The 25,812-nt window shown below is 40.2% G+C and carries 21 protein-coding genes; 11 read left to right on the top strand and 10 right to left on the bottom strand.

Annotation, left to right across the window (positions count from 1 at the left end):
- Nucleotides 1–326 precede the first annotated feature (326 nt).
- Both IQ264_RS11740 and IQ264_RS11745 read left to right on the top strand, forming a co-directional pair.
- Entirely contained in the window at nt 327–752 is a 426-nt protein-coding gene (locus IQ264_RS11740; RefSeq protein ID WP_193980961.1) for a universal stress protein, read from the top strand.
- 228 nt (nt 753–980) lie between these two features.
- Complete coding sequence (locus tag IQ264_RS11745; protein WP_193980962.1) at nt 981–1,835, top strand: DUF928 domain-containing protein; 855 nt, start codon at nt 981–983, stop codon at nt 1,833–1,835.
- A 104-nt stretch (nt 1,836–1,939) separates the two neighbouring features.
- Here the strand turns inward: IQ264_RS11745 and IQ264_RS11750 are convergent, their stop codons facing one another.
- Nucleotides 1,940–2,332, bottom strand: coding sequence for a hypothetical protein (locus IQ264_RS11750; RefSeq protein ID WP_193980963.1), 393 nt, complete (start codon nt 2,330–2,332; stop codon nt 1,940–1,942).
- A 191-nt stretch (nt 2,333–2,523) separates the two neighbouring features.
- Between IQ264_RS11750 and hslO the strand changes: the two genes are divergently transcribed.
- Both hslO and IQ264_RS11760 read left to right on the top strand, forming a co-directional pair.
- On the top strand, nt 2,524–3,426 hold the full coding sequence (gene hslO, locus IQ264_RS11755; protein ID WP_193980964.1) for an Hsp33 family molecular chaperone HslO: 903 nt from the start codon (nt 2,524–2,526) through the stop codon (nt 3,424–3,426).
- Between the two features lie 142 nt (nt 3,427–3,568).
- Nucleotides 3,569–5,788, top strand: a complete 2,220-nt coding sequence (locus IQ264_RS11760) for a chromosome segregation ATPase (RefSeq protein ID WP_193980965.1) — start codon at nt 3,569–3,571, stop codon at nt 5,786–5,788.
- A gap of 66 nt (nt 5,789–5,854) precedes the next feature.
- Here IQ264_RS11760 and crtD read toward each other — a convergent pair whose 3' ends face one another.
- Nucleotides 5,855–7,354, bottom strand: coding sequence for a C-3',4' desaturase CrtD (gene crtD / locus IQ264_RS11765; RefSeq protein WP_193980966.1), 1,500 nt, complete (start codon nt 7,352–7,354; stop codon nt 5,855–5,857).
- Nucleotides 7,355–7,481: 127 nt separating this feature from the next.
- Between crtD and IQ264_RS11770 the strand changes: the two genes are divergently transcribed.
- Both IQ264_RS11770 and IQ264_RS11775 read left to right on the top strand, forming a co-directional pair.
- The gene (locus IQ264_RS11770; protein ID WP_193980967.1) at nt 7,482–8,768 is read left to right on the top strand and encodes a M16 family metallopeptidase; all 1,287 of its coding nucleotides are present in this window, start codon (nt 7,482–7,484) and stop codon (nt 8,766–8,768) included.
- A 252-nt stretch (nt 8,769–9,020) separates the two neighbouring features.
- Nucleotides 9,021–9,893: a fructosamine kinase family protein gene (locus tag IQ264_RS11775; RefSeq protein ID WP_193980968.1), complete on the top strand. Its 873-nt coding sequence runs from the start codon at nt 9,021–9,023 to the stop codon at nt 9,891–9,893.
- An 89-nt stretch (nt 9,894–9,982) separates the two neighbouring features.
- Here IQ264_RS11775 and IQ264_RS11780 read toward each other — a convergent pair whose 3' ends face one another.
- Nucleotides 9,983–11,287 (bottom strand): hypothetical protein, encoded by a 1,305-nt coding sequence (locus tag IQ264_RS11780; RefSeq protein WP_193980969.1) that lies wholly within the window; start codon nt 11,285–11,287, stop codon nt 9,983–9,985.
- Nucleotides 11,288–12,022: 735 nt separating this feature from the next.
- On the opposite strand from IQ264_RS11780, the gene IQ264_RS11785 reads away from it, so the two are divergent.
- Nucleotides 12,023–14,527 (top strand): tetratricopeptide repeat protein, encoded by a 2,505-nt coding sequence (locus IQ264_RS11785; RefSeq protein WP_193980970.1) that lies wholly within the window; start codon nt 12,023–12,025, stop codon nt 14,525–14,527.
- Nucleotides 14,528–14,606: 79 nt separating this feature from the next.
- On the opposite strand, the gene IQ264_RS11790 is transcribed toward IQ264_RS11785, so the two are convergent.
- Nucleotides 14,607–16,955: a M10 family metallopeptidase gene (locus IQ264_RS11790; RefSeq protein WP_193980971.1), complete on the bottom strand. Its 2,349-nt coding sequence runs from the start codon at nt 16,953–16,955 to the stop codon at nt 14,607–14,609.
- Between the two features lie 455 nt (nt 16,956–17,410).
- Between IQ264_RS11790 and IQ264_RS11795 the strand changes: the two genes are divergently transcribed.
- Nucleotides 17,411–17,557 (top strand): hypothetical protein, encoded by a 147-nt coding sequence (locus tag IQ264_RS11795; RefSeq protein ID WP_193980972.1) that lies wholly within the window; start codon nt 17,411–17,413, stop codon nt 17,555–17,557.
- A 5-nt stretch (nt 17,558–17,562) separates the two neighbouring features.
- Here IQ264_RS11795 and IQ264_RS11800 read toward each other — a convergent pair whose 3' ends face one another.
- Both IQ264_RS11800 and IQ264_RS11805 read right to left on the bottom strand, forming a co-directional pair.
- Nucleotides 17,563–18,468 (bottom strand): S1 RNA-binding domain-containing protein, encoded by a 906-nt coding sequence (locus tag IQ264_RS11800; protein WP_193980973.1) that lies wholly within the window; start codon nt 18,466–18,468, stop codon nt 17,563–17,565.
- A gap of 144 nt (nt 18,469–18,612) precedes the next feature.
- Nucleotides 18,613–19,365, bottom strand: a complete 753-nt coding sequence (locus tag IQ264_RS11805; protein WP_193980974.1) for a dienelactone hydrolase family protein — start codon at nt 19,363–19,365, stop codon at nt 18,613–18,615.
- A 177-nt stretch (nt 19,366–19,542) separates the two neighbouring features.
- Here IQ264_RS11805 and IQ264_RS11810 point away from each other — a divergent pair, with 177 nt between their 5' ends.
- On the top strand, nt 19,543–19,929 hold the full coding sequence (locus tag IQ264_RS11810; protein ID WP_193980984.1) for a metal-sensitive transcriptional regulator: 387 nt from the start codon (nt 19,543–19,545) through the stop codon (nt 19,927–19,929).
- A gap of 284 nt (nt 19,930–20,213) precedes the next feature.
- On the opposite strand, the gene IQ264_RS11815 is transcribed toward IQ264_RS11810, so the two are convergent.
- Both IQ264_RS11815 and IQ264_RS11820 read right to left on the bottom strand, forming a co-directional pair.
- Complete coding sequence (locus IQ264_RS11815; RefSeq protein ID WP_228061473.1) at nt 20,214–21,005, bottom strand: glycoside hydrolase family protein; 792 nt, start codon at nt 21,003–21,005, stop codon at nt 20,214–20,216.
- Between the two features lie 47 nt (nt 21,006–21,052).
- Nucleotides 21,053–21,712, bottom strand: coding sequence for an SDR family oxidoreductase (locus tag IQ264_RS11820; RefSeq protein WP_193980975.1), 660 nt, complete (start codon nt 21,710–21,712; stop codon nt 21,053–21,055).
- Nucleotides 21,713–22,029: 317 nt separating this feature from the next.
- On the opposite strand from IQ264_RS11820, the gene IQ264_RS11825 reads away from it, so the two are divergent.
- Nucleotides 22,030–22,734, top strand: coding sequence for a DUF1997 domain-containing protein (locus IQ264_RS11825; RefSeq protein ID WP_193980976.1), 705 nt, complete (start codon nt 22,030–22,032; stop codon nt 22,732–22,734).
- A 63-nt stretch (nt 22,735–22,797) separates the two neighbouring features.
- Here the strand turns inward: IQ264_RS11825 and IQ264_RS11830 are convergent, their stop codons facing one another.
- Nucleotides 22,798–23,268: a DUF4079 domain-containing protein gene (locus tag IQ264_RS11830; RefSeq protein WP_193980977.1), complete on the bottom strand. Its 471-nt coding sequence runs from the start codon at nt 23,266–23,268 to the stop codon at nt 22,798–22,800.
- 212 nt (nt 23,269–23,480) lie between these two features.
- Between IQ264_RS11830 and IQ264_RS11835 the strand changes: the two genes are divergently transcribed.
- Entirely contained in the window at nt 23,481–24,764 is a 1,284-nt protein-coding gene (locus tag IQ264_RS11835) for an ankyrin repeat domain-containing protein (RefSeq protein ID WP_193980978.1), read from the top strand.
- 76 nt (nt 24,765–24,840) lie between these two features.
- Here the strand turns inward: IQ264_RS11835 and IQ264_RS11840 are convergent, their stop codons facing one another.
- Nucleotides 24,841–25,749, bottom strand: coding sequence for a 2OG-Fe(II) oxygenase (locus tag IQ264_RS11840; RefSeq protein WP_193980979.1), 909 nt, complete (start codon nt 25,747–25,749; stop codon nt 24,841–24,843).
- Nucleotides 25,750–25,812: the final 63 nt, after the last annotated feature.

A 25,812-nucleotide genomic window follows, 5' to 3' on the forward strand; every position in this document is an offset into this window, starting at 1 on the left:
AAGCTTAATTAACTTTGATTAATCCCATTGCCAGGTAGGTGAGTGCCGGAAATCATTGATTGCCAAACCTAAAGTCAGTATAATCCTGTTCGTTTCCCATCTTGATCGTCAAATATCTACGATCTAGCCGGAACTTTAATTTTGATTTACTGCCAGAGTGTCTCGTCAGAGTTTTGAGTTTAGGAGGCAACGGTTTTATCATGAGGCCAATGGGAAATCATAAAAATAGATAAACCCGCCTTCATTTAATTGGCAATTGAAGATATTTTTATAAATCGAAACAGAAAACTCAAAACTCACAACTACTCTTTGAGGAGGCTTGATTTGTGCTGAAAACCATTCTGGTGGCATTAGATGGGACAGAACTATCCGAACAGGTAATTCACAGCCTTGATGAAATTAATTTACAACCAGAAACCAAAGTTATCCTCTCTCACGTTATTCCACCGCCGGGAGAGGATGTGGAATGGTCTGCCGATCGACCTCACGGCATAAGTGAGGAAATTCCCTACCGGAAAGCCGAAAAGCAGTTGCAGACTTACCAAAATAGACTGCCTTATCAAAGTGAATTAGAAATAGTTACAGGCGATCCAGCCGAAGAAATAGTCCGTCTTGCCAATATTCACCATGCTGATTTAATTATTATCGGTAGTCGTGGGTTGACAGGGGTAAAACGCATTTTAGAGCGATCGGTAAGCAGCCAAGTCATAGAAGATGCTCCTTGCTCAGTGTTACTGATTAAACCAAGATAAGCAAAAGTCAGACTAAGTAGAAACTGTTAATCAATTTAAATTGCTTGCTTAGGGAACAGGGGAGAGGGTTTGAACGGCAATTTAGAGAGAAACGTTTCAGGCTTTCACTCAAGATACTTAGTATCTGAAACAATTTTTGCCGGAATTGAGTCAAATTAGAGTATACTAGCTCAAAAATTTTGTTCGGTTCAGGTAGGTTTGTGTTTCAAAGAATAAAGCTGAAAAAATATGATTAACTGTCGTCAACAAAATCCCTTGATTTTAAGCATCATATCAATGCTCTTAGTTCAGTTAGTTACTCCCAGTAATAGTTCCTCTAATCACCTATTTAAACGCATATCAATTGGGCTATTCAATTCACCAACGTTAGCTCAATCTTTACCTGGAAATATTCAGTATAGTCCTCCCGATCGCGGAGCGCCAGGAGCCACAGGCTCAGGTGGAGCTAGAGCTTATGAAAAACCCACTATTTTAGAATCTGACGATAACTGGACAAGAACTAGGGGTACTGCCACACCTCCCCCAGCGAATCTTCAAACTGTACCAAAAGAATGTATTTCTACAACACCAACTCTCCTAGTCCCACAAAATCATTTAGGATTAACTACTTCTAGTAATCCCACCTTACTTTGGTATTTACCAAATAAAGATGTGGAAATTATGGTATTTGAATTGCGAAAAGCTGGAGAAAAAGAACCAATTTATGCTGAACAATTACAACCCTCAGCCGGAATAATCCAAATGCAGCTACCGAAAGATCAAGTGAAATTAGAAGTAGGAACAGAATACAATTGGTCAGTTTCAGTTCCCTGTATTGTTGAAGGAAAAAGACGTAAAATCTCAGTGGAAACTGGAATTAAGCGAGTTGCTGCAACACCAGAGTTAACTCAGAAATTATCTCAAGCAAATACGCCCCAACAAAAAGCTAGAATTTATGCTCAACAAGGTTATTGGTATGATGCGCTAGAAACACTTAGTAGTGCTTTTACAGCTAATCCTAATCAATCTACTTATGGTGATATTCTCTCTTTGTTAGACCAAGTAGGATTAAATGAAATAGCTAAAAAAGAGCGCCAAAGATGAGCTATTCATGATTCAAATTAGTGGTTGAGGAACAAGGGGACAAGGGTAGACAATTAAAAATTTATCCTGTTCCCTGTTCCCTGTTCCCTGTTGCCAATTATAATTTAAGGTTTAGTTTGATTATTTGTGAGAAATTCTCTTAATCTCAGCAAACTGAAAGTTTGTGCTAAATTTAATGGGAGTAAAGAGATACCTTCCAAACGGGATTGTACCCAACCATTACCCCAATACCATTCGTGAAAACCATCAATTCCTTGACTTAAAATCAAGCGAAGATGATTAGATTCAGCTACATCAACTTGGTGTTGAATTGCGATCGGACCTAGCCAAGTAGTAAACTGTAATCCACTGTGAAATTGCTCTGGTAAATTATAATCTAAACTTTGCGGCCATAACCATTGCTGTAACTTCCTGGGATAGAGCAAACTTTCTCCAATTGCACTTTCCTCTGCTTCCACTTCAATTCGCAAATTACTATGTTGAAAATTACCCAGCATAAATTAAATTATTACCAAACTAACAATTTTTTCTGTACCTTAGCATTTCCTTTGTCGTCTTGGTAAACAAGTGAGTTGAAACTGAAAGGGCAAAGAAGGGAAAAGTCAACAAAGAGAAATTTTTCTGATTACCAACTGGTTTGAACAAGAGTCCTTACAATAGGAGATGTTAAGAAATGTAAGGAAATAACATGGCCGATCAGTTAATTAGAGCCACTGCTGCCGATGGAGGAATTCGTGCCGTTGGTGTAATTACAACACGCCTCACAGACGAAGCGAAACGGCGGCATCAGCTTTCTTACGTAGCCACTGCTGCCTTGGGGCGCACGATGTCAGCAGGGTTGTTGTTAGTTTCTAGTATGAAGCGACCGGAATCAAGAGTAAATATTCGGGTGAAAGGAGATGGCCCTTTAGGGGGAATTTTAATTGATGCTGGGTTAGATGGTACAGTCCGAGGTTATGTGGACAATCCTGGAATTGAACTACCACCTAATGCCAAAGGCAAACTAGATGTAGGTGGAGCGGTAGGTAAAGATGGATATCTCTACGTAGTCCGAGATGTGGGATATGGTTATCCTTACTCCAGTACAGTAGAACTGGTTTCTGGGGAAATCGGCGATGATGTTTCGTATTATCTGGCTACTTCCGAACAGACACCTTCGGCTTTAGTAGTGGGAGTATTTGTCGAGGCTGGCGTAGTTACGGCATCTGGTGGTATTTTGCTCCAAGTGATGCCTAAAGCTGCATCGGACGAAGCTTTGGTACAAACTCTAGAGTCTAGGGTAGAGGCATTGTCAGGATTTACACCTTTGTTACAGGCAGGTAAGACATTACCAGATATTTTTCAGCAATTGCTGGGAGATATGGGGCTAGTACAATTGCCAGAAGTACAACTGTTACGTTTTCAGTGTAATTGCTCCTACGAGCGAGTTTTAGGTGCGCTCAAACTGTTGGGAGAAGCAGAATTGCAGGACATGATCGAAAAAGATAATGGTGCTGAGGCTATTTGCCATTTCTGTGGAGAAGTTTATCAAGCCAGCAGTGATGAATTAGCTCAACTAATTTCCGATTTACGGGCTGAATCTTCTGGCTAACATAAGGTGACAAATTGTTGAGAGGATGCTAATTAAAATATATATTGCCCAAGATCTAGCTTTTTTGGAATTAGAGGGGTAGGATGCTACCACTGCATATTCGAGCTAGCCAGGTTAATGCAGGATGATTTTGGTGTGAGCTATGAGAGAACGGGGAAATCCGAACCAATGGTTGCCGATGAAAGCGTCAGAGCAGGGAAATAAAAATCGATTCCCACAGGGATCGCTTCGCGAAACGCCAATTCCGCCTCTGATTCCAAATAACGCTGTTCAGCCTAAAGGCACTCTGCACGAAGAACCCAAAGTTGAGGCTTCAGTTTCACCAGCAAGCAACGAGTATGAAACGCCAGTCACAGTAGAAGAACAGACTGACAAAATTGGCGAAAGCGAAGCTTCTGTGAATGGGAAACTCAGGCAAATCAGCAAAAAGTTAAAACAAGTGCAGATCAAAATGCCTCCGGCGGTACAACAGTTAACAGGAAAGTGGCAATTCTGGGTAGCGTTAGCAACAGTTAGCGCAGGCGGAGTGGGAACACTGGCAGTAGCTTTGTTGTTAACGCTGCCAGCACTGCCCAACTGCTCGTCAATTAACTTAATGACAGCCTCAGCGTCAGAGCGGATTTCCTGCGCGGAAACGTTAGCAAATAAGCAGACAGTGAAAGGCTTGCTCGAAGCCATTTCCCTGGTAAAAACTCTGCCCCCAGATCACCCATTACGGGATGAAGCAAACGCACTGATCAAAGAATGGTCGCAAGAGATTTTAAATTTGGCAGATAAGTCTTTTGACACTGGTAAATTAGATGAAGCGATCGCCACAGCTAAAAAAATTCCCTCTGATGTTCCCGCTTATACACTCGTAGAAAAACGCATCCAGCGTTGGCGTGCTGTTTGGGCAAAAGCAGAAGGTTACTATCGAGCAGCCGAAGCAGAAGTACGTAAAGAAAACTGGACTCAAGCCTTCCGAGAAGCTGTACGCTTGCTTTACATTGGCAACAAATATTGGGAAAGCACAAAATATGAAGAACTGACCCAAATTATTGCCTCAGCTAGACAAGATGGTGAAAGTTTAACCAAAGCACGGAAATTGGCAGACGAGGGTGGTGTAAAAAACTTATTAGAAGCAATTAAATTAGCCCAAGGCATTGGTTCAAAAAGCTATCTTTACGAAGCTTCTAAAACCGCAATTGTGGAATTTGGGCGGAAAATGCTGGATTTAGCGCAAAAACAGTTGGATAATCAAGATGTAGATGGCGCTCTGTCTATAGTCCGGCAAATCCCTTCAATTGTGAACTTACAGGGTGATGTAGAAGACTTCACCAACTTGGCACAAGCATTAGCTTTAGCTCAAGAAGGGACAGTAGGTAGTTTAGATGCGGCAATTAACCAAGTGCAAAGGATTAGCCCCAATCGACCTTTGTATGATAAAGCTCAAGATTGGTTATTGCGTTGGCAAAAAGAACAACAAGACGTAGCTCAGTTAGATAAAGCCCGTCAGTTGGCTGGTATGGGCAGTATCAATGACTTACAAGCAGCAATTAGAGAAGCACAACAAATTCCAGAGAATAATCCCAGATCGCAGGAAGCAAAACAACAGATTGCCGCATGGCAAGCTCAAATTCAAACAATAGAAGATCGTCCGAAGTTGCAGAGAGCTCAGCAAGTAGCCAGCTTGGGAGATAACACTTCTTTGGCAGCAGCAGTTAATGAAGCTTCTAAAATTGGTAGAGGTCGGGCTTTGTATTCGGAAGCGCAAAGTAAAATTTCCCAATGGACTGGTCAAATTCAGCGAATGGAAGACCAGCCATATTTAGATCAGGCAAGACAATTAGCTAATTCGGGTAATTTCGCAGCAGCAATTAATACTGCTCAACAAATTAAGCCAGGTAGGTCGTTGTCTAATCAGGCACAGTCGGCAATTCAAGATTGGCAAGCGCAAGTCAGAACGCAACAGAATTGGCAACAAGCACAACAGTTAGCAAGTGCTGGTACGGCTGATTCTTTAGTATCGGCTATTCAGTTGTTGAGGGGTATTCCGAGAAGTTCGGCAATGCGATCGGAAGCGGAAACTGCCATGAATCAATGGAGTTACCAAATTCTTTCCCAAGCGCAAGATCGGGCAAATTATGATTTGCCTGGGGCAATAGAAATTGCTAAAAGTATTCCACCTGGGACTAGTGCTTACGCAGAAGCAAAAGCGCAAATCGAAGTCTGGAAAAATATCTTGAATCCTCCACCTCCCCCAAGTCCTGAATACTTCGCACCTCAACAGGAACAAGCTCCCGTTACCCCAGCAGCTACTCCAGAAGCTACCCCAGAAACTTCGTCACCAACGGAAACTAATACTCCAGTAACTACCCCCTAAGACAATTTTGATTTTTAGATTTTAGAATTTTGATTTTTCCAAATTTTAAATTTGTAGTTGATGAATCTAAAATCGATCGATTTGTCTAACGACTGTGAGGGCGGAGTAGGAAACACCAGCAGTTCCTTCTCCTGGATGGGTGGAGTCACCGACTAACCAAAGATGATTAATGGGAGTACGATTGGCAAATCCAAAGGGGCCAAAAGTGGGAATGCGTTGACCGATACCACCGACTACTCCTCGATCGCGTGCCGTAAAACGGGCAAAGGTACGGGGTGTAGCTGCCTCGGTGTGGATAATTGTTTCGGGGGTGAGATTGAAATATTGACCTAGTTTGAAGAGAGCTTCTTGGGTGTATCTACTTTTTAAGGTTTCGTAATCTGGGCAATTCCACCAAATTCTGGTATCTGTAAACGAGGAAGCTGTAATTGTGGCTTTACCTTCTGGCGCACGTCCATCTCCCGGACGACTCACGGAAACAAACAGGGAATTATTTTCGCCTATTGGCCCTTCGTAATCGTAGAAAAATTGTAAATGTGGGGGACATTCTTGGGGAATAGCGGTTTCATCTACGCCTAAATAAAGGACATAAGCGCCGGATGCTGGTGGTAGTTTGTCTACGCGATAGCGATATCCTTTAGGTGCGGTTTCTCCTAATAGTTGAACTAGGTTTTGAACGGTGACATTAGCAATTATATGGTCTGCGGTTTCAGTCCAAGTTTCTCCGGTTTTTTGATTGTGAATTTGAACGGCTGTGGCTTTGCCGTTTTCGGTGTAAATCTGTTTTACTGTGTGGCGCATTAATAATTTTCCGCCATCCCGTTCCAAGGCGGTGACTAAGCGATCGCTCAACACCTGCATACTACCCTTTAAGTGATACAATCCTTGTGGTGCTTGACTTACACCCAAAGCAGTCGCAGCATAAAGTAATGCTGTTTCTTCTGCATCCACTTGGGAATAAAGCTTTAACTGTAAATCTAAAAAAGTTCTTAACCGTACATTTTCCGCCAAACCAAAATAACGTAACGCATCTCCAACCGTCGAGAAAGTGTAGGGTAAAGTTAATAAAGTATCAGGTCGAACTGCTTTAGTTAATTGCCACAAATCCCATAAATTACGCGGCGGTAAAATTGGCTCGCGAGATTGAAAAGCCCAACTGTAACTAAATAAATTACTCAATAACTGCCAAAATGGTTCACTTCCGGGAAACTGTCGCTGACGTTCAGCAAGCCATTTTTGCGGATCTCGCCACACATTAATTGGTTCAGTTTCTCCAGGAAGAAACACCGCGCAAGCAGGATCGCAATATGTCGCCTCTGGCAGATCTATTTCTAATTCTGAGAATATTTTGTGATGAATGCCTCCCGGTTCTAACCCAGCTACTTGAGTAGCGCCAACATCAAAAGTAAAACCACGACGTTGAAATGTGGAAGCGCATCCTCCGGGAACTATGGCTTGATCTAAGACTAAAACTTGGTAGCCCCGATGAGCAAGTAAGGCGGCGGCGGTTAAACCACCAATTCCGGCACCAATGACAATTACTTTGTTATTGTGATGACTTGTCATATAAATTTACTTTTCTTTATATTTATTATTTTAACTTAACTGATGTAGTAATTCTCACTATTCACCGTTCCCCGTTCCCGGCTCTGTAGTTAAGATGAAGGAAGCGTTACACTAACCATGAAGTTTGATGACCTCGATTTTGCTCAAGTCTCCTCCTCTGAATGCCCCCACTGTCTATCAGTTACCTAATGGGCTAACGATCGTTGCCGAACAAATGCCGATCGAAGCTGTAAATTTAAGTATCTGGTTAAATGTTGGTTCTGCTGTAGAGTCAGATAAAATTAATGGCATGGCTCACTTTTTAGAACACATGGTTTTTAAGGGAACCGAAAATTTAGCCAGTGGTGAATTTGAGCGTTTGGTTGAAGAGAGAGGTGCTGTTACTAACGCTGCTACCAGTCAGGATTATACTCAGTTTTATATTACGACTGCGCCGAAAGATTTCGCTGATTTAGCACCTTTACAAATTGATGTGGTGCTGAATCCTAGTATTCCCGATCGAGCATTTGAACGAGAAAGATTAGTAGTTTTAGAAGAAATTCGTCGGGCGGAAGATAACCCGCGTCGGCGTACTTATCAGAGATCGATCGAAACAGCTTTCGATCAATTACCTTACCGTCGTCCAGTATTAGGCCCATCATCAGTGATCGAATCTCTAACGCCTCAACAAATGCGAGATTTTCACTTTAATTGGTATCAACCTCAATCAATTACAGCGGCAGTTGTGGGTAATTTACCAGTAGAACAATTGTTTGAAATTGTCGCCGAAGGTTTTACTCAACGTCACTCTAATTTATGTTCTATTACAGACAGGTTTGCTATTCCTGAATGGCAACCAGAAACACCTTTTACAGAAGTTGTGAAACGGGAATATGTGGATGAAAGCTTACAGCAAGCTAGATTAATTATGATGTGGCGAGTACCGGGAATGACTGAGTTATCCCAAACTTATCCTTTAGATGTTTTAGCAGCAATTTTAGGACAAGGACGTAGTTCTAGATTAGTGCGAGATTTGCGTGAAAATCGACATTTAGTAACTAGTATTTCTGCTAGTAATTTAACACACAGTTTACAAGGAATTTTTCAAATTTCGGCTCATTTACCAGTAGAAAATTTAGAGGCGGCAGAATTGGCGATCGCCGAACATATTCGCAATTTACAAAAAGAACCTGTCACCAAAGCCGAAATTTCTCGCGTGCGAACTCAAGTAGCAAATCGATTTGTGTTTGCTTCGGAAACTCCTAGCGATCGGGCCGGAATGTACGGTTACTATCAATCAATGGTCAAAAATTTAGATCCAATGCTCAATTATCCAGCCAGAATTCAAGGTGTTAATGAGGAAGAATTACAATTTACTGCTAACAGTTTTCTATCTCCAGAAGCTTATGGAATAGTAATAGTTAAACCGGAATAATAGGGACTGGGGACTTGGGATTGGGGACTGGGAAATTTTTCAGTTGGTACGGGTGAGTTTACTAGACGATTCTGTAGTATTGGCAGAAGAATTAATAGCAGAACCCACCCTTATTAGCAGATTAATTCAATTTAAAATAGGGCTGGTTTTGTACAGATATTGTCTGTAGGTTAAAAAGATTGTCTACTAAACCCGCCCCTATATTACTCTTCTGCATTGTAATCCAGTAAAATCAATTTTCACACTCTACTTATGTGGACAACAATTGCTGAACATATTAGCGAAGTAACAGGTGAGAAATTAGTAGTAGAAAACCGCCGTTCTGTGGGTGGTGGTTGTATTAATCAAGGGTATGTAATTGGCGATCGCAATCGCACTTATTTTGTCAAATTAAACCAAGCTTCTGAAATTGATATGTTTGCTGCGGAAGCTTTGGGATTAAAAGAAATGTGGTCAACTGAAACTATTCGTGTACCGCAACCAATTTGTTACGGTACAGCTGATAATTCAGCTTACATAGTGCAGGAATATTTAGAATTAGGGCGTAGTGGTGGCAATCATGCTTGGTCAGAAATGGGGCGTAATCTAGCAGCAATGCACAAAGCTACTAGTAATCAAGGATTTGGTTGGGAGAGAAATAATACTATTGGATCAACACCACAAATTAATACTTGGACATCAGATTGGGTAGAGTTTTTTGCTGAACATCGTATTAGTTATCAACTAAAATTAGCTAAACGGCGAGGTGGGCAATTTAGTCAAGGGGAAAGTTTAATTAAAGCGATTACTAAATTATTAGCAAATCATCATCCCCAACCATCTTTAGTGCATGGGGATTTATGGTCAGGAAATGCGTCGGTGACAGCAGCAGGTGAACCTGTAATTTTTGATCCAGCGACTTATTATGGCGATCGCGAAGTCGATATCGCTATGACAGAATTATTCGGCAGGTTTCCTGCTAGTTTTTATCAAGGTTATAACGCTGTTTGGCCTTTAGATTCGGGTTATGAATTACGCAAAACTTTATACAATCTCTACCACATTATTAACCACTTCAATTTGTTCGGTGGTAGTTACGAATCCCAAGCAAATAGCATGATTAGTCAATTATTGAGTAAAGTCTAGAAGAAGGCAGAAGGCAGAAGGCAGAAGGCAGAAGGAAAGAAAGGGTTAAAGGTAAATTTTAATTATCTCCTCTGCCCCTCTGCCTTTCTTCATGATGAAACTGCTAAAGGCAAAAGGGAATTGTCTGTAATATTCCTAACTTTTGCTTTGGTATCTTTAACGGAACGGAGATTAGATTTTTTTCCTGGCAATTTTTGACCGTCCCAGTTACGGTATTTCCAGGCGAGTTCTAAGAGATCCATCCATTGCTTTTGTACCTGTTTGAGTGACCATTTTAAATGTTTGGCAATATCCTCATCAAATTTGTTGATTTTTTTGAGTTGCAACAATTCGCGATGTTGAGGCGAAAGTTGATTTAAAAACTCGTCCCATTGTTGAGAGGACATTCCCAATTTTTGGTCTAAGTCTGCGCCTAACCACTGATGGACTAGTTTCCAGTGGGATGCGCGGGCGAACTTATCTACATGATACTTAAAGCGTTGTTGTAAATAATCCCGTTCGCGAGGAGTTAATTTGAGAAATTCGTCAATATCTGGGGCAGAGTAGTCTTGTAGTTTTAAGACTAGGTAATTTACGCAGTCTGATTGACCTTGAGATTCTAGATAGTTTAACAGTTCTGAGATGATTCGATCGCGCAACATCCCCTCACAAGGATCGACTGTTTCGGTCATAATTTGCGATCGCACTTGCTGCATTGCCGAAGCAGACCAACTACTTTGTTGATCGTAGTCTCCTTTGGGTGTTTCTACCGCTTGTTCAATATCTACAGAAGTTTCCGCAGGTTGACGTTTGACAAAAGCCTGCACTCGCAACACAATCAATTGTTGACTAGTGCCATTTGGCAAGCTAATGCGACGTTTGGCATAATTTTCTGTAAACGCCAAGTACTCTGCTAATTCCAGCTGAGTGCGGGGTTGAAACTTGGGTAACTCGTATTCCCGACGAAAAGCATTGATCGAAGCAGCGTAAAACTCTTGTAAAAAGTCGTCAATTAGATTTTTGCGCCCTTGGAAACTTAGCTGAGATTGAGAGGGTGCTACGTAACGATAAATCATCGCAGTTAAATTACTATGTAGCTCAATACGTCCTTGTTTCGCTCCTAAGTGGTAGTAAGACAAGCACTTGTGTAATCTATTACGTCCCAATATCAGTTGCCAAGCGTAAACTTCTCCAGAAGTTTGGATGCGTGAACTTTTGTAGCACATCCGTTCTACTTCTGAGGCAATTCTGGTTGCTACTCCTAATACACTCTGGGACTTTGAACCAACTCTTTGGGAAAGTTCCTCAAGGAGGATCTCCTGCAAATTTGGATCGTTTTCTTGCTGTAAAAGTTCCGGACAATTGCCGTTAACTGGAGTATTTAGATTTGGAATACTATTTGCTTGTACCTGCATGGTATTGCCCCTAAGCATTAAAGTTACAAATTGCACTAAGAGTTAAGGAAAATTTATGTTAGACGCGATCGCCCCTTTGTGTGATTTCACTTTTTGGTTTGATCTATATGTTGACAGTAGACACAAAAATGAAAAACTTTACCTGTAAACTTCCCTGCGGACTAAATTTAACTAATTTTGCATCTTTTTCTCACCAATAAGTTTATATTTGCTTTACTTAAGGGAGAAAAATTTTGAAGATTTTCCGAAGCCAACTGCTGATTATTAGCCTAACGACTAGCGAATGATAAATTTAGTTAGCTGTTGATTTCAGGAGTTGTTATTTATCTAATTCAATCAAAAATTGAATACTTATCTTTTCGGTAAAATAAGTTGCAACTAACCCAGCTAACATCACCTATTGATTGAGTATTCAGTACTTGGTTCTTCGGGCTAAAACTCTTGTATTACCTACGTCACAATTATCTATGTTTTCGGTAATGCTGTGATTTTTTACAATTATTTAAATACAATGGGAACAGAGGAAATATGTTTTTCTCCATATTTAGTAAAGTTTTGAAAACTCCGCTTTCACCTTATGAATATAGTTTGTTTCAAATTCAAAGATTTGTCGATAAGGAAAAAGTACGTAATTTGTCTACCTCAGTTTAAGTAAGAAAAAAACAGAAAAACTCAGGAAAGCTCAGGACGGTTCAGGTAGATATAGGAAAAAGTCAGGAAAAGTCAGGTTATACTATGAATGAACAATTACAAAATAATCATAAATTGGCTCAGATGGATGTAGAAGCAGCACTAAAAATTGTCGATCGAGCAGTGTTTGCTAAAAATAAAAGGCGTTTAAAGCACGTTGAAAGAGTAGTATTCAAAGGAGCTTGGTTACGGCAAAGTTATGCTGAGATTGCCAAAGAATCTGGCTATACATTGACCTACATCAGACAAGATATTGGTTCTAAATTATGGAAACTGCTGAGCGAAGTTTTGGCAGAACCAGTCAGTAAGATTAATCTTCAGGCGGCGGTGGAACGAGAGTGGGAACGGCAAAGACTATTGAATGAAAAACCGACTGAAGAAAAAATCTCTCCTCAAGACTCTCAATCTGAAGAAGTGCTACCTGAACCTGAACGGAAACCTATCCTATCTCATAACCCCTATTTCATTGGACGAAATCGGGAACTTGCTGACTTAAATGCTTTTGTCCAACAAGGGGCAAAAATCATTTTGGTTTATGGTAAGGGTGGCGTAGGTAAGTCTTGGTTGTCCTGGGAATATTTCACCAGTAAGGGTTTCGACCTGATTCTGGAACTGTGGATGGCGAAAGAGACAGAGAAAATAACTAATGCCAAAAGTATAGTTGAGGAATGGTTAAGGCGACACTTTCAGGAAGAACCTAGAGGAGATTTTGGGGTAACGCTGGAGTTATTACGGCAAAAGTTACGCGACCCAAATCGTCGGGTAGGAGTGCTGATTGATAATTTAGAACCTGCTTTAGATAAACATGGGAGATTGATTCCTGCTCATCGAGACTATGTAGAATTATTCCGCGTGTTAGCCGATCCAGCCGGAAATTGTGTAACTTTAATTACTAGCCGCGAAAGACTTGGGGAATCTGCTGTAACTTTTCAGGATTATCGATTAGAAGGATTAGAAATATCAGTTTGGCAACAGTTTTTTAGGAATCGGGGGATTGAGGCTCATTCTGGTGTGTTGTTGGCGATGCACCAAGCTTATGGCGGTAATGCTAAAGCGATGCAAATCTTAAGTGGCGTGATTCAAGCTGATTGGTCAGGCGATTTGGAAAGTTATTGGCAAGCAAATCAGAAGAATTTATTAATTGAGTCTGATTTACAAGATTTGGTTGTTAGTCAATTTAAGCGTTTGCAAGAAGTTGATGCAGATGCTTATAGACTGCTTTGCCGTTTGGGATGTTTCCGCTATCAAGATGTACGTGCTGTCCAGCGGGATGCGATGATGTGTTTGCTTTGGGATGTTCCAGAGTCGCAAAGGATTCGAGTTGTGAAGTCTTTGCGCGATCGCTCTCTGGTAGACTTCCTCAAAGGAGAATATTGGTTACACCCAGTAATTCGTGCTGAAGCTAGAACAAGACTAAAAGCTAGTGAAGATTGGAAAACTGCCAATCTAAAAGCTGCCGAATTTTGGACGCAGAGTGTAGAAACAGTAGATACCACAGCAGATGCGATCGCAGCATTGGAAGCATATTACCATTACGTTGATATTGGAGAATTTGAGTTAGGTTGCCAAGTACTTTTACAAGAAAGAAAATACAAATTAAATTCTCATGGAGAACCAGAATCATTAATAATTTATTTTGGTAGATTAGGCTTGGTTCAACATATTCTTTCTGTAAGTATTGCCATTAAAAATAAAATTGATAATGACTATTTTCTAACCTATCTTTATGGTAATATTGCGGGACTTTACCATCAACTTGGTGACATTCAAACTGCTATTGAATATTATCAAAAAGCCAATTCAATGGCAACAAAATATAGCGATTCTCTGCCCAAAGATTCGATCGATCCTAAAATTAAATACCGATTGGAAAAATTTTCAATCGGTATGCTATTTACAACTAGCTCTTGTAAAGAAGCTCTCTGGGAAGTGGAAGCAGCAATTAAATCTTATAAAGAAGTTATTGCTTTGGCAGAAAATACCAATTGGCATATATTTGCCATATTTTCTCAGTTTAGTATGGCTTTACTATATTCACATAGCCAGTTAGAAACTGAACAAAAGAAAGCTTTGGAATTAATAGATAAAAATTACCAAGCTTATCTGACGCTTCCTGAGAGAATGCTGGGAGCATGGAGTCATGTATACAGCTATTTTTCTATGGGTATGAGTTATACTAATTTAGGGCGAAATGAACAAGCCTTAACTATGTTTAACCGTGCTTTGACTTATGCAGAAAACAGCAATTATGTGCGAGCTATTGGTCAAATTATCACTGGTTTAGCAATGGTGAGTCGCAATCAAGGTAAATATGAAGAAGCTGTAGAACAGCATACAAAAGCGATCGGTATTTTGCATAGAATAACAGCTAAAAAAGACCTAGCCGACGCTTACTATGAATTAGCACGCACCAATCAAAAGATTGGTGACATTGAAAAGAGTCACAGTAACTTCCAAGCTGCAATTCAAATTTATGAACAAATGGGCGCACCTAAACAAGTACAGAAAATCCAAAAAGCAATGGAAAATTTACCAGTAACATCCCATTGATAAAACGTTTTTGATCTCGTTCCCAGGTTCAACCTGGGAACGAAACACAGCGGCGGCTGTGTTTTGGTGCAAGTCTCAGTTAAACAGGAATAAAATCACCATATCCTACCGAAGATGCAGGAATATTTTTCAAAACTGCTAAGTATTCGCCTGCGCTAGGAACCGAAATCAAAGTATCAGCAGCATTTACACCTGTTCCCTGAGTAATAGCTACTAAAAATGATGGTAAACCTGCGCTTAAACCAATCTTATCTATGCCTGGTTGGTAGTCAGTAATTATGTTTGTTGCTGCGAGATTTTTGTTACCATCTCCTAAAGCAAAAATAAATACATCACTGCCATCACCACCAGTCAAAACATCTGCACCACGAGCACCAGTGATGTTATCATTACCTGACCCTCCAATAATGTTGTTAGCCAAATCATTACCTAAAATTTCATCATCTCCCTGTGAACCAATTAAGTTTTCAATTTGCACTCCGAAACCAACTGTGGTACCGAAGCTATCAGTTTGAATCGGAAAAGTAGTAGAACCTTGTTGATTATTATTAGAAACCTCAGTGTTATATACCGATCCATTTAGGGCAAATCTTGCAGTATTTTCTCCTCCTTCATTCATGTTGAAATAATAACCACCTGTAATTGCTGGTAAAGCAGCAAAATTGAGAGTATCTATACCGCCGCTGTCCCAAATTGTTTGCTTGAAACTGTTTTGGCCATTATTTTGAAATGGCCCAATAAAATTGTTGTAATCAAATGCGTAAACTGTGTCGCCTTGGTTGTAATAAGTCGCGCCATATAAATACTGCAAAGCACGAATATCATAAGCCATTGGCGTAATCGCAAAAGAGCCATTGTATGAAGTAGGTGCGTTTGGGTCGTCATTGTAGGTCATGACGGTATTAGTATTGTTATCTTTTCCATTGGGAAGTGTGGGTTCCTCAAATGGATGTTTGAGACCTAAAGCATGACCAATTTCATGAAGTATAATTTGATAAGCAAAACTACCAGGGCCAGCGGAAAAATCAATTAAGCTGGTATCGGGATTTAAATGGACATCACCAGCACGACCAGAGCCAGGGAAGTCGCTAGGTAAATAAGCATAAGCGTAAGCAGCACCATCAGGACTTGTACTTGGCCCATCGGAAAACATAAATCTGATTCTTCCGTAATTAGGAGGTCGGTCAGGAACTTCTACAAAGTTAATCGGAATGTATTGAGCCAAAGTTCGCATCATGTTGCGAATGTTATTTTTGATTGCTGGTGTTAGTTCCTTAACTCCTGATTCTGGGCCTTCATACAAAGGTGCGCTAGCGGTGGTAACAAAGCTATAGGTTAATGTGCCCCCAACAGGGAGATCTAACCATTTGCTTTGACTTGAAGTTAATAACGCATTGATCGCTTCTGGATCGAACCACAAAGATGCCGATCGTCCTTCACTAAAACCACTGGTTTGAAAATGCTCAAAAGCATCTCGATAAGAGAGTTGTGCTGCTGTTAAATCCGGGTTATTTGCTAAATAATATTTTGGATCAAATAATACCGATGAACGGCGACCTTCATTTACACCAAAGGTTACAAAATGATTGAATGCTTGCCTTGGTGTGAATCCAGCTGCTCTTAAATCGAGGTTATTTCCCAAATAATAATTAATATCAAAAACTTGCGAAAATCGTCTGTTCTCATTGACTCCAGTAGTTATAAAATGTTCGTAAGCTTGTTTACCAGTCAAACCAGCTACTACCAAGTCTTGATTATTATTTATGTAGTATTTAATATCAAAAAATGGACTAAATACTCGTTCTTCATTTAACCCAGCATTCAGAAAGTGATTGAACAAATCCTGATTACTCAATCCCAATTCGGCTAAATCTGGGTTGTTAGCCCGATAAAAATCAACATCAAATAATGGTATAGAAGGTCTTCCTTCTGCTAAACCAGCATTCAGAAAATGAGTAAACAAATCCTGATTACTCAATCCGGCTAAATCTGGGTTAGCCGATCGATAATAATTCAGATCAATTGAACGGTTAAATTTCCTCCCTTCATTTAGCCCGGAAGTAAGAAACTGCTTAAATAATTGGTTATTGTCTAAACTGGCTAAATCTGGGTTACTTTGCCGATAGTATGCGATGTCGAAATTTTGGGAAAATTGTCGGCCTTCAGGAAGCCCTTTATCGAAAAAGTTTTGTAAAGTTAAAGTATTATTTGAGGGAACAGGGGGAATAGCTGAACTTACTAAATCTTGATTATTTGCTATAAAAAAGTCTAAATCAAAAAATAGCGAGAATTTTCTATCTCGCTCTAAGCCGTATGTTCGGAAATGCTGTAAAGCTTGTTCATTGCTTAAATTTGCTAAGTCGGGATTTTGCTGGCGATAGTAATTGGGATCGAAAATATCTTCTAGTCTTAAACGAGTATCAGCCATGATTGCTCTACCTTTTTTAATCTAATTCACTGTTTGTTTGACACTGCAATATCACTTCCCTACTACTGTAAGTGCAGTAGCGCCTAAATTTAGGTAGGGAATAACAGGCGGTTTGGGGAGTTTTAAATTCACTCAAATCGCACTATAAGAAATACTAATTCGCTGTGAGGAGCTTGTTAAAATTGTGGGGTTATGACAGGGAAGGCTTTCCTTTCAAGAATCAGGCGAATTAGTATAACCAAGTTATGATGTTAGATCAAATTTGCCCAATTGGGTTTAATTAGGAAAGAATTTTAATAATCATTTTTAAAATTTAAGATTTAATTTACTATTGCTGTTTAATTGTTAAAATTTTCCCAAATCAAATGAGTAATTTGCCAGAAATTTTGCTTCCTGGCTCATAGCTGCGGTGTTTTAGATTTTAGATTTTAACTTTACCGCACGGATAAATCTGGTTGCTCAAAGTCAGAGTAAAACTTTTTTATCTCCAAACCTTACGTGCGGCGGCTCAAACTAGGTTTGAGGTTTGGTCAAAAGAAAATTTTGGTTTATTAAATAGTGGTTGTTCGGAAAAGTTTAAATATCAACCAACCAACCACTAATAAGCTCAACTACCTAATAAATTTTTTCTGGCTCTTTGGGCACGGGCTTCTGCTGATTCCATAACTTCTGCCATATTTTCTAACATTTCTCCGGGATAGTTTTCTAACACTTTGGTAGAAAGAGAAATCCGGCTTTTGCCTTCATCCAAATTGACAACCATTGCTTTAATTGGTTGACCTACTTGGAATAAATTGGTTAAAGATTCTATGTAGTTTTGGCTAATTTGTTTAATGTGCAGTAAACCACTAGTACCGCCCAAGTCTACAAACAAACCAAAGGGTTTAATACTAGAAATTGTTCCTTCTACTAGTTGAGTCAATTCTATTTCGCTGAATCGAGCCGATTGACTAGCTAAACGTTGGGAAAGTACGAGTTTACCACGACTTTGGTCTAGTTCGATAAACGTAACGGTTAGGGGTTGACCGATTAAGTCTTCGAGATTGTTGCGATCGATCAAATGCGATCGAGGAATGAACCCCCGCAATCCTTCAATATCGACAGTCACTCCACCTTTATTTATCCCACTAACTCTTACTTGAACTGACTGACCGCTGTCTTGCAATTCGCGCAGTCTATCCCACTTTTCTTTAATTTCCAACTGCTTCACAGAAACAGTGACTTGTCCTTCTGCATCTTGTTCCCGAATAATTAAAAATTCCCTTTCTGACTGCAAAGGTAACAACACAGATAAATCAGTAATTCCTTGCAGCGAAGCTTCTCTAACAGGCAGAAAAGCCGGAGATTTACCACCTATATCTATAAAAGCGCCATCACTAGTGTATTCATACACTTTACCCCGTACTATTTGTCCCTTCTCAAATCCATAACTTTGTGCTTCTAGAGCTTTGGCAAAATCATCTCTAGAAAAGGATAGATTTTCTGCTGGAGAAGGAGTTGAATTGGATTTCATCTTGCAATCTAAATTAGTTTGTTGTTATTGTGCCAGTGGCATCATTATATAAATACCACTAACAACAGTTGATTTGGCTGATTAACTCAGTATTATTTAACAGTGGCAAACGCTTTAAAAGGGTTTACCACATTTTCAATCCCATTAATTCTCTAACACGAGATTCATTTGAAACAATTGTTTAACTTGTTGCCAAGCTGCTTCAGCTGCCGTCGCATCATAACTACTACGATGATCACAAAAGAAACCGTGATCTACTCCATCGTAGCGAAAGATACGATGATGAATGTGATTTTTTGTTAACTCCGCTTCCATCCGATCAACCTGTTCTGGGGGAATACTAGCATCAGCCATGCCAAAAAAGGCATAAATTGTCCCTTTAATATCTTTAGTCCGAGTAATAGTTGGTTCATCACCACCCGGAGTCATAGTTGTAATACCAGCACCATAGAAAGAAGCAGTAGCCTTAATATCAGGTAAAGTTGCTGCTAAATAAGCAACATGACCACCAAAACAAAAACCAACGCAACCAAAACCATCGGGTTTTACTTCGGGAAGGTTCTGGAGATAATTAATTGTGGCTTGGATATCGCTAAGTAATTCGTCAGCTTTTGTTTGCTCCTTATATTTTCTCCCTTCTTTAATATCTTCAGGAGTATAACCAGCTTCATATCCAGGTGCTTGGCGTTGGTAAATAGCTGGTGCGATCGCTACATAACCTTCCTTAGCAATGCGTTCTGTTACCTCTCGAATATGAGCATTGACCCCAAATATTTCCTGAATCACTATTACCCCAGGAAACGACAACTGACCCGTAGGTTCAGCTAAGTAAGCATCTATTTCCAGATCGCCATGCGGAATTTTTACATGGTTGGAGCGAATCTCTAAGTCTGACATGATGATTTATGAATCTCGTGATATCACCGTTTAGATTCTAGTTGATTAATCCTCAGCTTTGATCTTGGTGGATTCCTTCTCAACTAAGCTAGGATTATCAATATTAATAGTCTGTAAATGATGATTGGATCTAAAGACCAAATTTTTCCTGACTCGGAAACAGAACTAGAGGCAGGTTTGATTGATAGTAATAAAACTCGGAAAAAAGTGCCCGCTGATAGTGTAGACCACATCCACACTCATCATTCCCACCAGGACGATTTCCCACTGAGCGATCGAGCAGGTCATCATCACGTACACTCAGAAGAATCACTACGAAGGATAGTTAATCGCCTCTCTCGCATTGAAGGTCACATTCGCGGCATCAAATCAATGGTACAGGAAAGCCGTTCCTGTCCTGATGTACTAGTGCAGATAGCCGCTGTTAGAGGTGCATTGGATCGCGTAGCGCGAATGATTTTAGATGAACATTTGACTGATTGTATTGGTCGGGCGGCAAAAGAGGGCAACATCGAAGCAGAAATTGAAGAATTGAAGGCAGCTTTAGATCGATTTTTGCCCTAAATAAAAGTTGCCCTCAGAAAATTTTGCTGTTTCTCCCGGATTTAGGTGATCTCGATTAGTAGAAATAATAGTAGATGCACCCTGATAATTCTAACCCCAGCCTAAAAAACTGGGGTTTTTTCGTGACTTTTGCTTAATTTATGCCGATTTTGCTCAAAACAATGGCTCTCCAACACTTGTGGTGATAAGTAAACCTGATTGTTTTGTGAAATACTTAATTTATAAAGAATCCCAGTCCCTAGTCCCCAAAACTAGGGTTTTCCAGCACAAGTGTTGGAGAGCCATTAATTTTGACTAGCTATCTGTAGCTCTTCTTTGAGCATTCGCTGATAGATTTCTGGTAAATATTGGGACATAGAGTTATCTTCTATGCCAGATCCCAAACTCGTCCAAGTACCAGAAAGCAGCCGCAATACTTCCTCGATCTTTCCTTGACGTAGGAGATTGGCAATATCTACTCCCCAAGCTTGGCGATCGCTTAACCACGCATAGACGATCGCATCTTGATACTCAGGTTCAAAACTATACACAGTCCAAAACAATAGAGGCGACGGCTTTGGGTGATAACGTTCCGCTTTTTCTAACCAAGTCTTGTACAATATTTGATATCGTCCCGCTGCGGTAGTACATCTCCCCCGATTCGGGCCTGTAGCTATAGTTACACATAACTGCGGATGGTGGCTCAAATCATCTACCTGCTTACCCCCATAAAGTACGGCGTAGGGATTTGGTACATTTGACTCACTTGCCGAAATAGTTCGCATCAAAGCGCGAATATAAGGATCGCCCCCAGTCATTACTAATGGTTGGACGATCACATCTGCTGGATTAGTGAAAGTGTTACCAACCATTGTGTCTGCAAGTAAATCTACGGCTAACCTTGGTTCTGCAAGTTGTTTGTTACTATGTTGCCAAGAAAAAAAACCCGATGACTGTCTTTGAATAGCTTGGCAACTAATTAGCCAGAAGATTAGAGCAACAGCTGCTACTGAACTTGCAACTGTCACTCGCTTGAGCGCGAAATCTGACTTTTTTTTGCCTCTTGCAGAATGCTTGCGAGCCAATTTCCGAGCCAAAATCCCCACTCCTCAACTTAGTAAAATCCTGTTTCCCTGATGCGAACTCAAATCACACTGGCAAACAGTTCCTCCCAGCTTTTTTCTGTTGCTTGTGGCTGAGCCACAACTTCAACAATTTTATTGACTGCTGCTGGTTGAAATAATGCCTCGACACAAGTCTGCGCTACTTTAGTCCTGGGTATCCTACCCTCAAACAAAGTGTCAGCGACAGACATCACAACTTGTTGGGGATTTTCCTCAGTCGTCAGACCACCTGGCCGAACTATGGTATATCTAAGACCACTATTTTGGAGATATTCCTCAGCTTGTTTTTTCCAAACTAAAATCAACCAAAACAAATTTAGTGGATGAAAAAACCGTGATACACAAAGGGAAGTAACCAAAACAAAGTGTTCAATGTTATTAGCTTTAGCAACATCTACTAAGTTCTTGGTTCCTTCATAATCTACTTTGTAAGGGCCAGTGGGGTCAAAACTAGGACTAGCGCCAGTAGCACAAAGTATGACTGTACTATCTCCAATAGCCTGAGTTAAACTCTCAGGTTGCAGTACATCCCCAACTACCAACTCTACTTTGTCGGGCAATAATCCTTTGGCTTTCTCCAAATCCCGCACTAGAGCACGGACAGGAATTTGCCGCTTCACCAATTCTTGGACAATTCGGCGACCTGTCTCACCTGTTGCCCCTGCTACAAATGCTTTCATGCTTCAAGCTATATTGGTTAGCATTGTTTTTACCATGAGACTTTTTTGAGTTACCTAACTCTAATAGAGATAGGAATCGCTCTGATATAGTCAGCGTGCTGATTTTACCAGGATATGAAAGTTATATGCAACTGATTTCTCCCTATAGGAGTATTTATTACTGTAAGAGGAGTTCTCAGGAAAAAGAGATGTTCACAGGATAAAAACTTAACATTTATTGATTTTCTCGGTTAAAATTCATGATTTAGATGTAACTTTTTTCCTGTAAATGGGCATCCTGAAGATAGACAACGTATAAACAATTTAGGATAGCATCTATGCAATCACAATACAGCGAGTATCAATCTATAGAAATGTCTGAAACGTTTTTGGATTTTAGGCAAAAGTTTTCAGAAGCAGAAGAGCCAAGTACACAAGCTGCTGAAGAATTAGAGCCATTTCGCTTTCATGGTTATTTTGAAGATTGTATGGAAATGTATGCAGCCCCAGAGGTAGTTGCTGAGTATCTTAATGCTCATCATGAGTGGTTTCGGCGTTGTGCTCAACCGATGAAAGCTGAGCCTTTAGGGGAAAATGGCTATGCTTTAGTAATCGGAAGATTTGGTTCTTTTGGTTATGAAGTAGAGCCAAAAATTGGTTTACATCTATTACCACCGGAGGCTGGTATTTACCGTATCCGTACAATTTCTATTCCAGGTTATGTGGCTCCTGGTTATGATGTGGATTTCAATGCGGCGATGAAATTAGTTGAATTAAAGGCAGGTTCTCTTGAGGAAAATACGGAATTAACCAAGAATTTATCTAGTACAATTACTAAGATAGAATGGCAACTGGATTTAGCTGTCTTTATTAAATTTCCCCGATTTATTCATCGGTTGCCTAAATCTTTAATTCAAAATACAGGCGATCGCTTATTAGCGCAAATAGTCCGGCAAGTGAATCGCCGTTTAACTCAAAAAGTCCAAGAAGACTTCCACAATAGCTTAGGACTTTCATTACCCTCAAAATCTAAAAGGCACTAATCGGGAATTTCAGATTTAATTTAAATAGGGATTTTAATTCTGAAATTCCCTTTATTTTTTTGGTTACATTTTGCTGATGATTCTTTGCACGATCTCAACCCCAGTAATGGCCTGCCAACCAAACAACACCAAAAGCACAATATTTAAGCAAATGTGGCTGTAACGTGCCCAATTTTGCCCTTTTTGCATCAAGGGAGAAAGTGCAGCCGAAGTAGCAATTAACCCGGTCATGCCTAACCCTACCAGCAAATGAGGGCCAACAAACAATTTGCCATTATTGATATATGTAACACCCATACCAATTAGGGTGCCAATTACCATGACGGCTAACAGTATAGAGCCTACTTGGTAATGTTTGATGTTAAACTTACCCTTGATTAGCTGTTTCTTTGCTTCTCCTTCTGCGCTTCTGGTACGTCGAACTAAAACACCCAGGTATAAGGCATACAGGGACAAGGCGAATAGAATCCACATTAAAGTGGGGTGAATAAATTGGCTCCAAACTTTCACAGAGGTAGGTATTTCCAAGCTCATAGACTCTTAACGATGGGAGGAACTTTATAAAACTTAGCATAATTGTTTCAGTTATATGTATAGTTAAGATTATCTCCGATGTTTCTTGTGTAACCAATCGCTTTATTTGCATAATATAGCTGCACAATTGGCATAAGATCGGGGGTACTGTCTTCTCAAATTTGAGATTTAACGCTAAGTTGTCAGTGAGTGGAATGGAACGAGGGACAGGCATGATCTCCACTAAAGATAAAGATGTCTTATTAAGACGGGCAGCACAGACTGGTGACATTAATGGAGTAAATACTTTACTTGCTCAGGGTGCAAATCTTAATTCTACTGATAAAGATGGCACCACTCCTTTGATGTTTGCGGCTCGAAATGGCTATATAGAAATAGTCACGGTTCTGTTGGAAGCTGGGGCTAATGTTAATAAGCCAAAAAAACTCAATGGCATGACGGCTTTAATGTTGGCTGCTAGTAGCAATCAAGTGGATGTAGTTAAGGCTTTAATCGCTGATGGCGCTGATGTAAACGCCAAAAATGATGAAGGCAGCACTGCACTAATGGTAGCGGCTTTTAAAGGAAACGTCGAAGTAGTGCAGCTTTTGTTGGCTGCTGGTGCGGAAGTTAATGTTAAAGATAAAGATGAAGATTCAGCACTGACTCTAGCCGCTAATAGTGGTTTTACGGATGTGGTAGCGGCTTTATTGGCGGCTGGTGCGGATGTGAATCAAACTAGCGGTGGGGAAACAGCTTTAACTTTAGCAGCTGACCAGGGACACTTGGGAGTTGTTGAAGCCCTGTTAACAGCTGGTGCGGATGTGAATGCGAAAAATCCCGATGGATGGACAGGATTAATCTCAGCGGCTGCTGGTGGTCATCTTGAAATTGTCAGAAGTTTAATTGACAATGGTGCTGATATTAATACCCAGGATTCCGATCGCGAAACAGCTTTGCATTTAGCTGTGGTGGAAGGGAATATTGCGGTGGTAGAAATTCTCTTAGATAGGGGGGCAGATTTTCGCGCAAAAAATCAACTTGGCGATACACCTTTGCTGTTGGCAGCGTTACATAATCATGAACAAATTGTAGCTATTTTACAAAATTTCGGTGCTGATTGTAATGCTACTAATTTTGATGAAACTGCTTTAACTTTAGCGGTATCTAACGGTAATGTCAGGATGGTGCAAATTTTATTAGAGGGTGGTGCTGATATTAATTTGGCTACGGAAGATGGCAAAACTCCGCTAATTAAGGCAGCAGAAAATAGTAGTAGTGATATGTTGGAATTGTTAATTTCAGCTGGCGCTGATGTTAATTTACAAGATAATCTGGGTGCTACTGCTTTAATTTGGGCGGTTTCTAGAGGTTATGGGGAAGCGGTGGCAGTTTTGCTGGCTGCTGGTGCTGATGTGAATCAGAAACGAGATGGAATGACGGCTTTAGCTTTCGCTAAATCTAACGGTTATTCTGATATCGTCAAATTACTTGAAGCAGCAGGAACCCAAGAGTAAGTAGGGAAGCAGGGGAGAGAACTGAAAAATAAAAATTTTTTCCCCAACTCAAAACTCAAAACTCAAAACTCAAAACTTAAAACTTAAAACTTTCTTCTCGACGCACCCAACCGTTAATAGTGAATCTACTGTCAGCAAATGCGTGGGAAACGCAAGTTACTGGCAGAACTTCGTGATAGCAATTGCTGGGGAAAAAGACTATGCTGTTGTTGCGTGGTTCTATGGTTTGGAAGCTGTCACTTGGATAATAAGTAGAGTTAATAATTTGGCGATCGTACATTACTAATTCTCCACCAGAAAAAGGTTTAGGTTCTCGATAAAAATAGTAGCAATAGGTCAATTCTCTAGTGGCGGTTTCGGGAGTTCCGTTATCACTATGTAACCGGAAGTAATTATTATCATTATGGGCTGTTAATTGTACTTCAATGTGGGAAATTGGGAATAATCCCATTCCCAATTTACTCAGTACAAAAGGTATGTTTTTTTTCAGCCGTTGGAGAAAGATTGCGGAAATTTCAGGAAATTGGTGTAATACCCAAGATCTGCGATGATCTGGATGATAGGAAGTATTAGTTAAAGGGGCGGTGTCTACAAAAGCTGATTCCTTTTCTAAACTATAACTAATTAATTTTGTCTTTTCTTCTTCACTTAAAAAGTTGTCCATTTGGAAGCAGGGAGAAGTTAAAATATTTCTCTCTTGCGGATTATTTGAGGCGTAACTTTGCAATAGTAATGATGGTTCAGTTACTACGCCAACGAGGGAACTTTGGGGAAAAGATAAAGCAGATTGACCATTTTCTAAAGGGATATGAAACCATTGTGAGGATGAATTTGGTTGTTGCTGAGATTCACCTCTAGTTACAGCTAAAAGACTATGTAATAGTGGCGAATTTGTGTTTAGCCAAATTGTGTAGTTATGTCCTCCATTTAGGAGAATATTAACTTTGACTTTTTCAGTTGCGATCGCCTCTAGATGAAATTCCATAGAAAACTCTCAATCACAATCTGCAAAGGGAACAGGGAGGAGGGGTATGGGGGACAAGGGGAC

This window comes from [Phormidium] sp. LEGE 05292 (genome assembly GCF_015207735.1).
In the GTDB taxonomy this organism is placed as follows: domain Bacteria; phylum Cyanobacteriota; class Cyanobacteriia; order Cyanobacteriales; family Aerosakkonemataceae; genus Floridanema.

Excerpts from the sequence above, each read along its gene's own strand:
- IQ264_RS11745 (WP_193980962.1), top strand. The coding sequence starts at position 981 with ATGATTAACTGTCGTCAACAAAATCCCTTGATTTTAAGCATCATATCA.
- IQ264_RS11750 (WP_193980963.1), bottom strand. The coding sequence starts at position 2,332 with ATGCTGGGTAATTTTCAACATAGTAATTTGCGAATTGAAGTGGAAGCA.
- hslO (WP_193980964.1), top strand. The coding sequence starts at position 2,524 with ATGGCCGATCAGTTAATTAGAGCCACTGCTGCCGATGGAGGAATTCGT.
- IQ264_RS11760 (WP_193980965.1), top strand. The coding sequence starts at position 3,569 with ATGAGAGAACGGGGAAATCCGAACCAATGGTTGCCGATGAAAGCGTCA.
- crtD (WP_193980966.1), bottom strand. The coding sequence starts at position 7,354 with ATGACAAGTCATCACAATAACAAAGTAATTGTCATTGGTGCCGGAATT.
- IQ264_RS11770 (WP_193980967.1), top strand. The coding sequence starts at position 7,482 with ATGACCTCGATTTTGCTCAAGTCTCCTCCTCTGAATGCCCCCACTGTC.
- IQ264_RS11775 (WP_193980968.1), top strand. The coding sequence starts at position 9,021 with ATGTGGACAACAATTGCTGAACATATTAGCGAAGTAACAGGTGAGAAA.
- IQ264_RS11780 (WP_193980969.1), bottom strand. The coding sequence starts at position 11,287 with ATGCAGGTACAAGCAAATAGTATTCCAAATCTAAATACTCCAGTTAAC.
- IQ264_RS11785 (WP_193980970.1), top strand. The coding sequence starts at position 12,023 with ATGAATGAACAATTACAAAATAATCATAAATTGGCTCAGATGGATGTA.
- IQ264_RS11790 (WP_193980971.1), bottom strand. The coding sequence starts at position 16,955 with ATGGCTGATACTCGTTTAAGACTAGAAGATATTTTCGATCCCAATTAC.
- IQ264_RS11800 (WP_193980973.1), bottom strand. The coding sequence starts at position 18,468 with ATGAAATCCAATTCAACTCCTTCTCCAGCAGAAAATCTATCCTTTTCT.
- IQ264_RS11805 (WP_193980974.1), bottom strand. The coding sequence starts at position 19,365 with ATGTCAGACTTAGAGATTCGCTCCAACCATGTAAAAATTCCGCATGGC.
- IQ264_RS11820 (WP_193980975.1), bottom strand. The coding sequence starts at position 21,712 with ATGAAAGCATTTGTAGCAGGGGCAACAGGTGAGACAGGTCGCCGAATT.
- IQ264_RS11825 (WP_193980976.1), top strand. The coding sequence starts at position 22,030 with ATGCAATCACAATACAGCGAGTATCAATCTATAGAAATGTCTGAAACG.
- IQ264_RS11830 (WP_193980977.1), bottom strand. The coding sequence starts at position 23,268 with ATGAGCTTGGAAATACCTACCTCTGTGAAAGTTTGGAGCCAATTTATT.
- IQ264_RS11835 (WP_193980978.1), top strand. The coding sequence starts at position 23,481 with ATGATCTCCACTAAAGATAAAGATGTCTTATTAAGACGGGCAGCACAG.
- IQ264_RS11840 (WP_193980979.1), bottom strand. The coding sequence starts at position 25,749 with ATGGAATTTCATCTAGAGGCGATCGCAACTGAAAAAGTCAAAGTTAAT.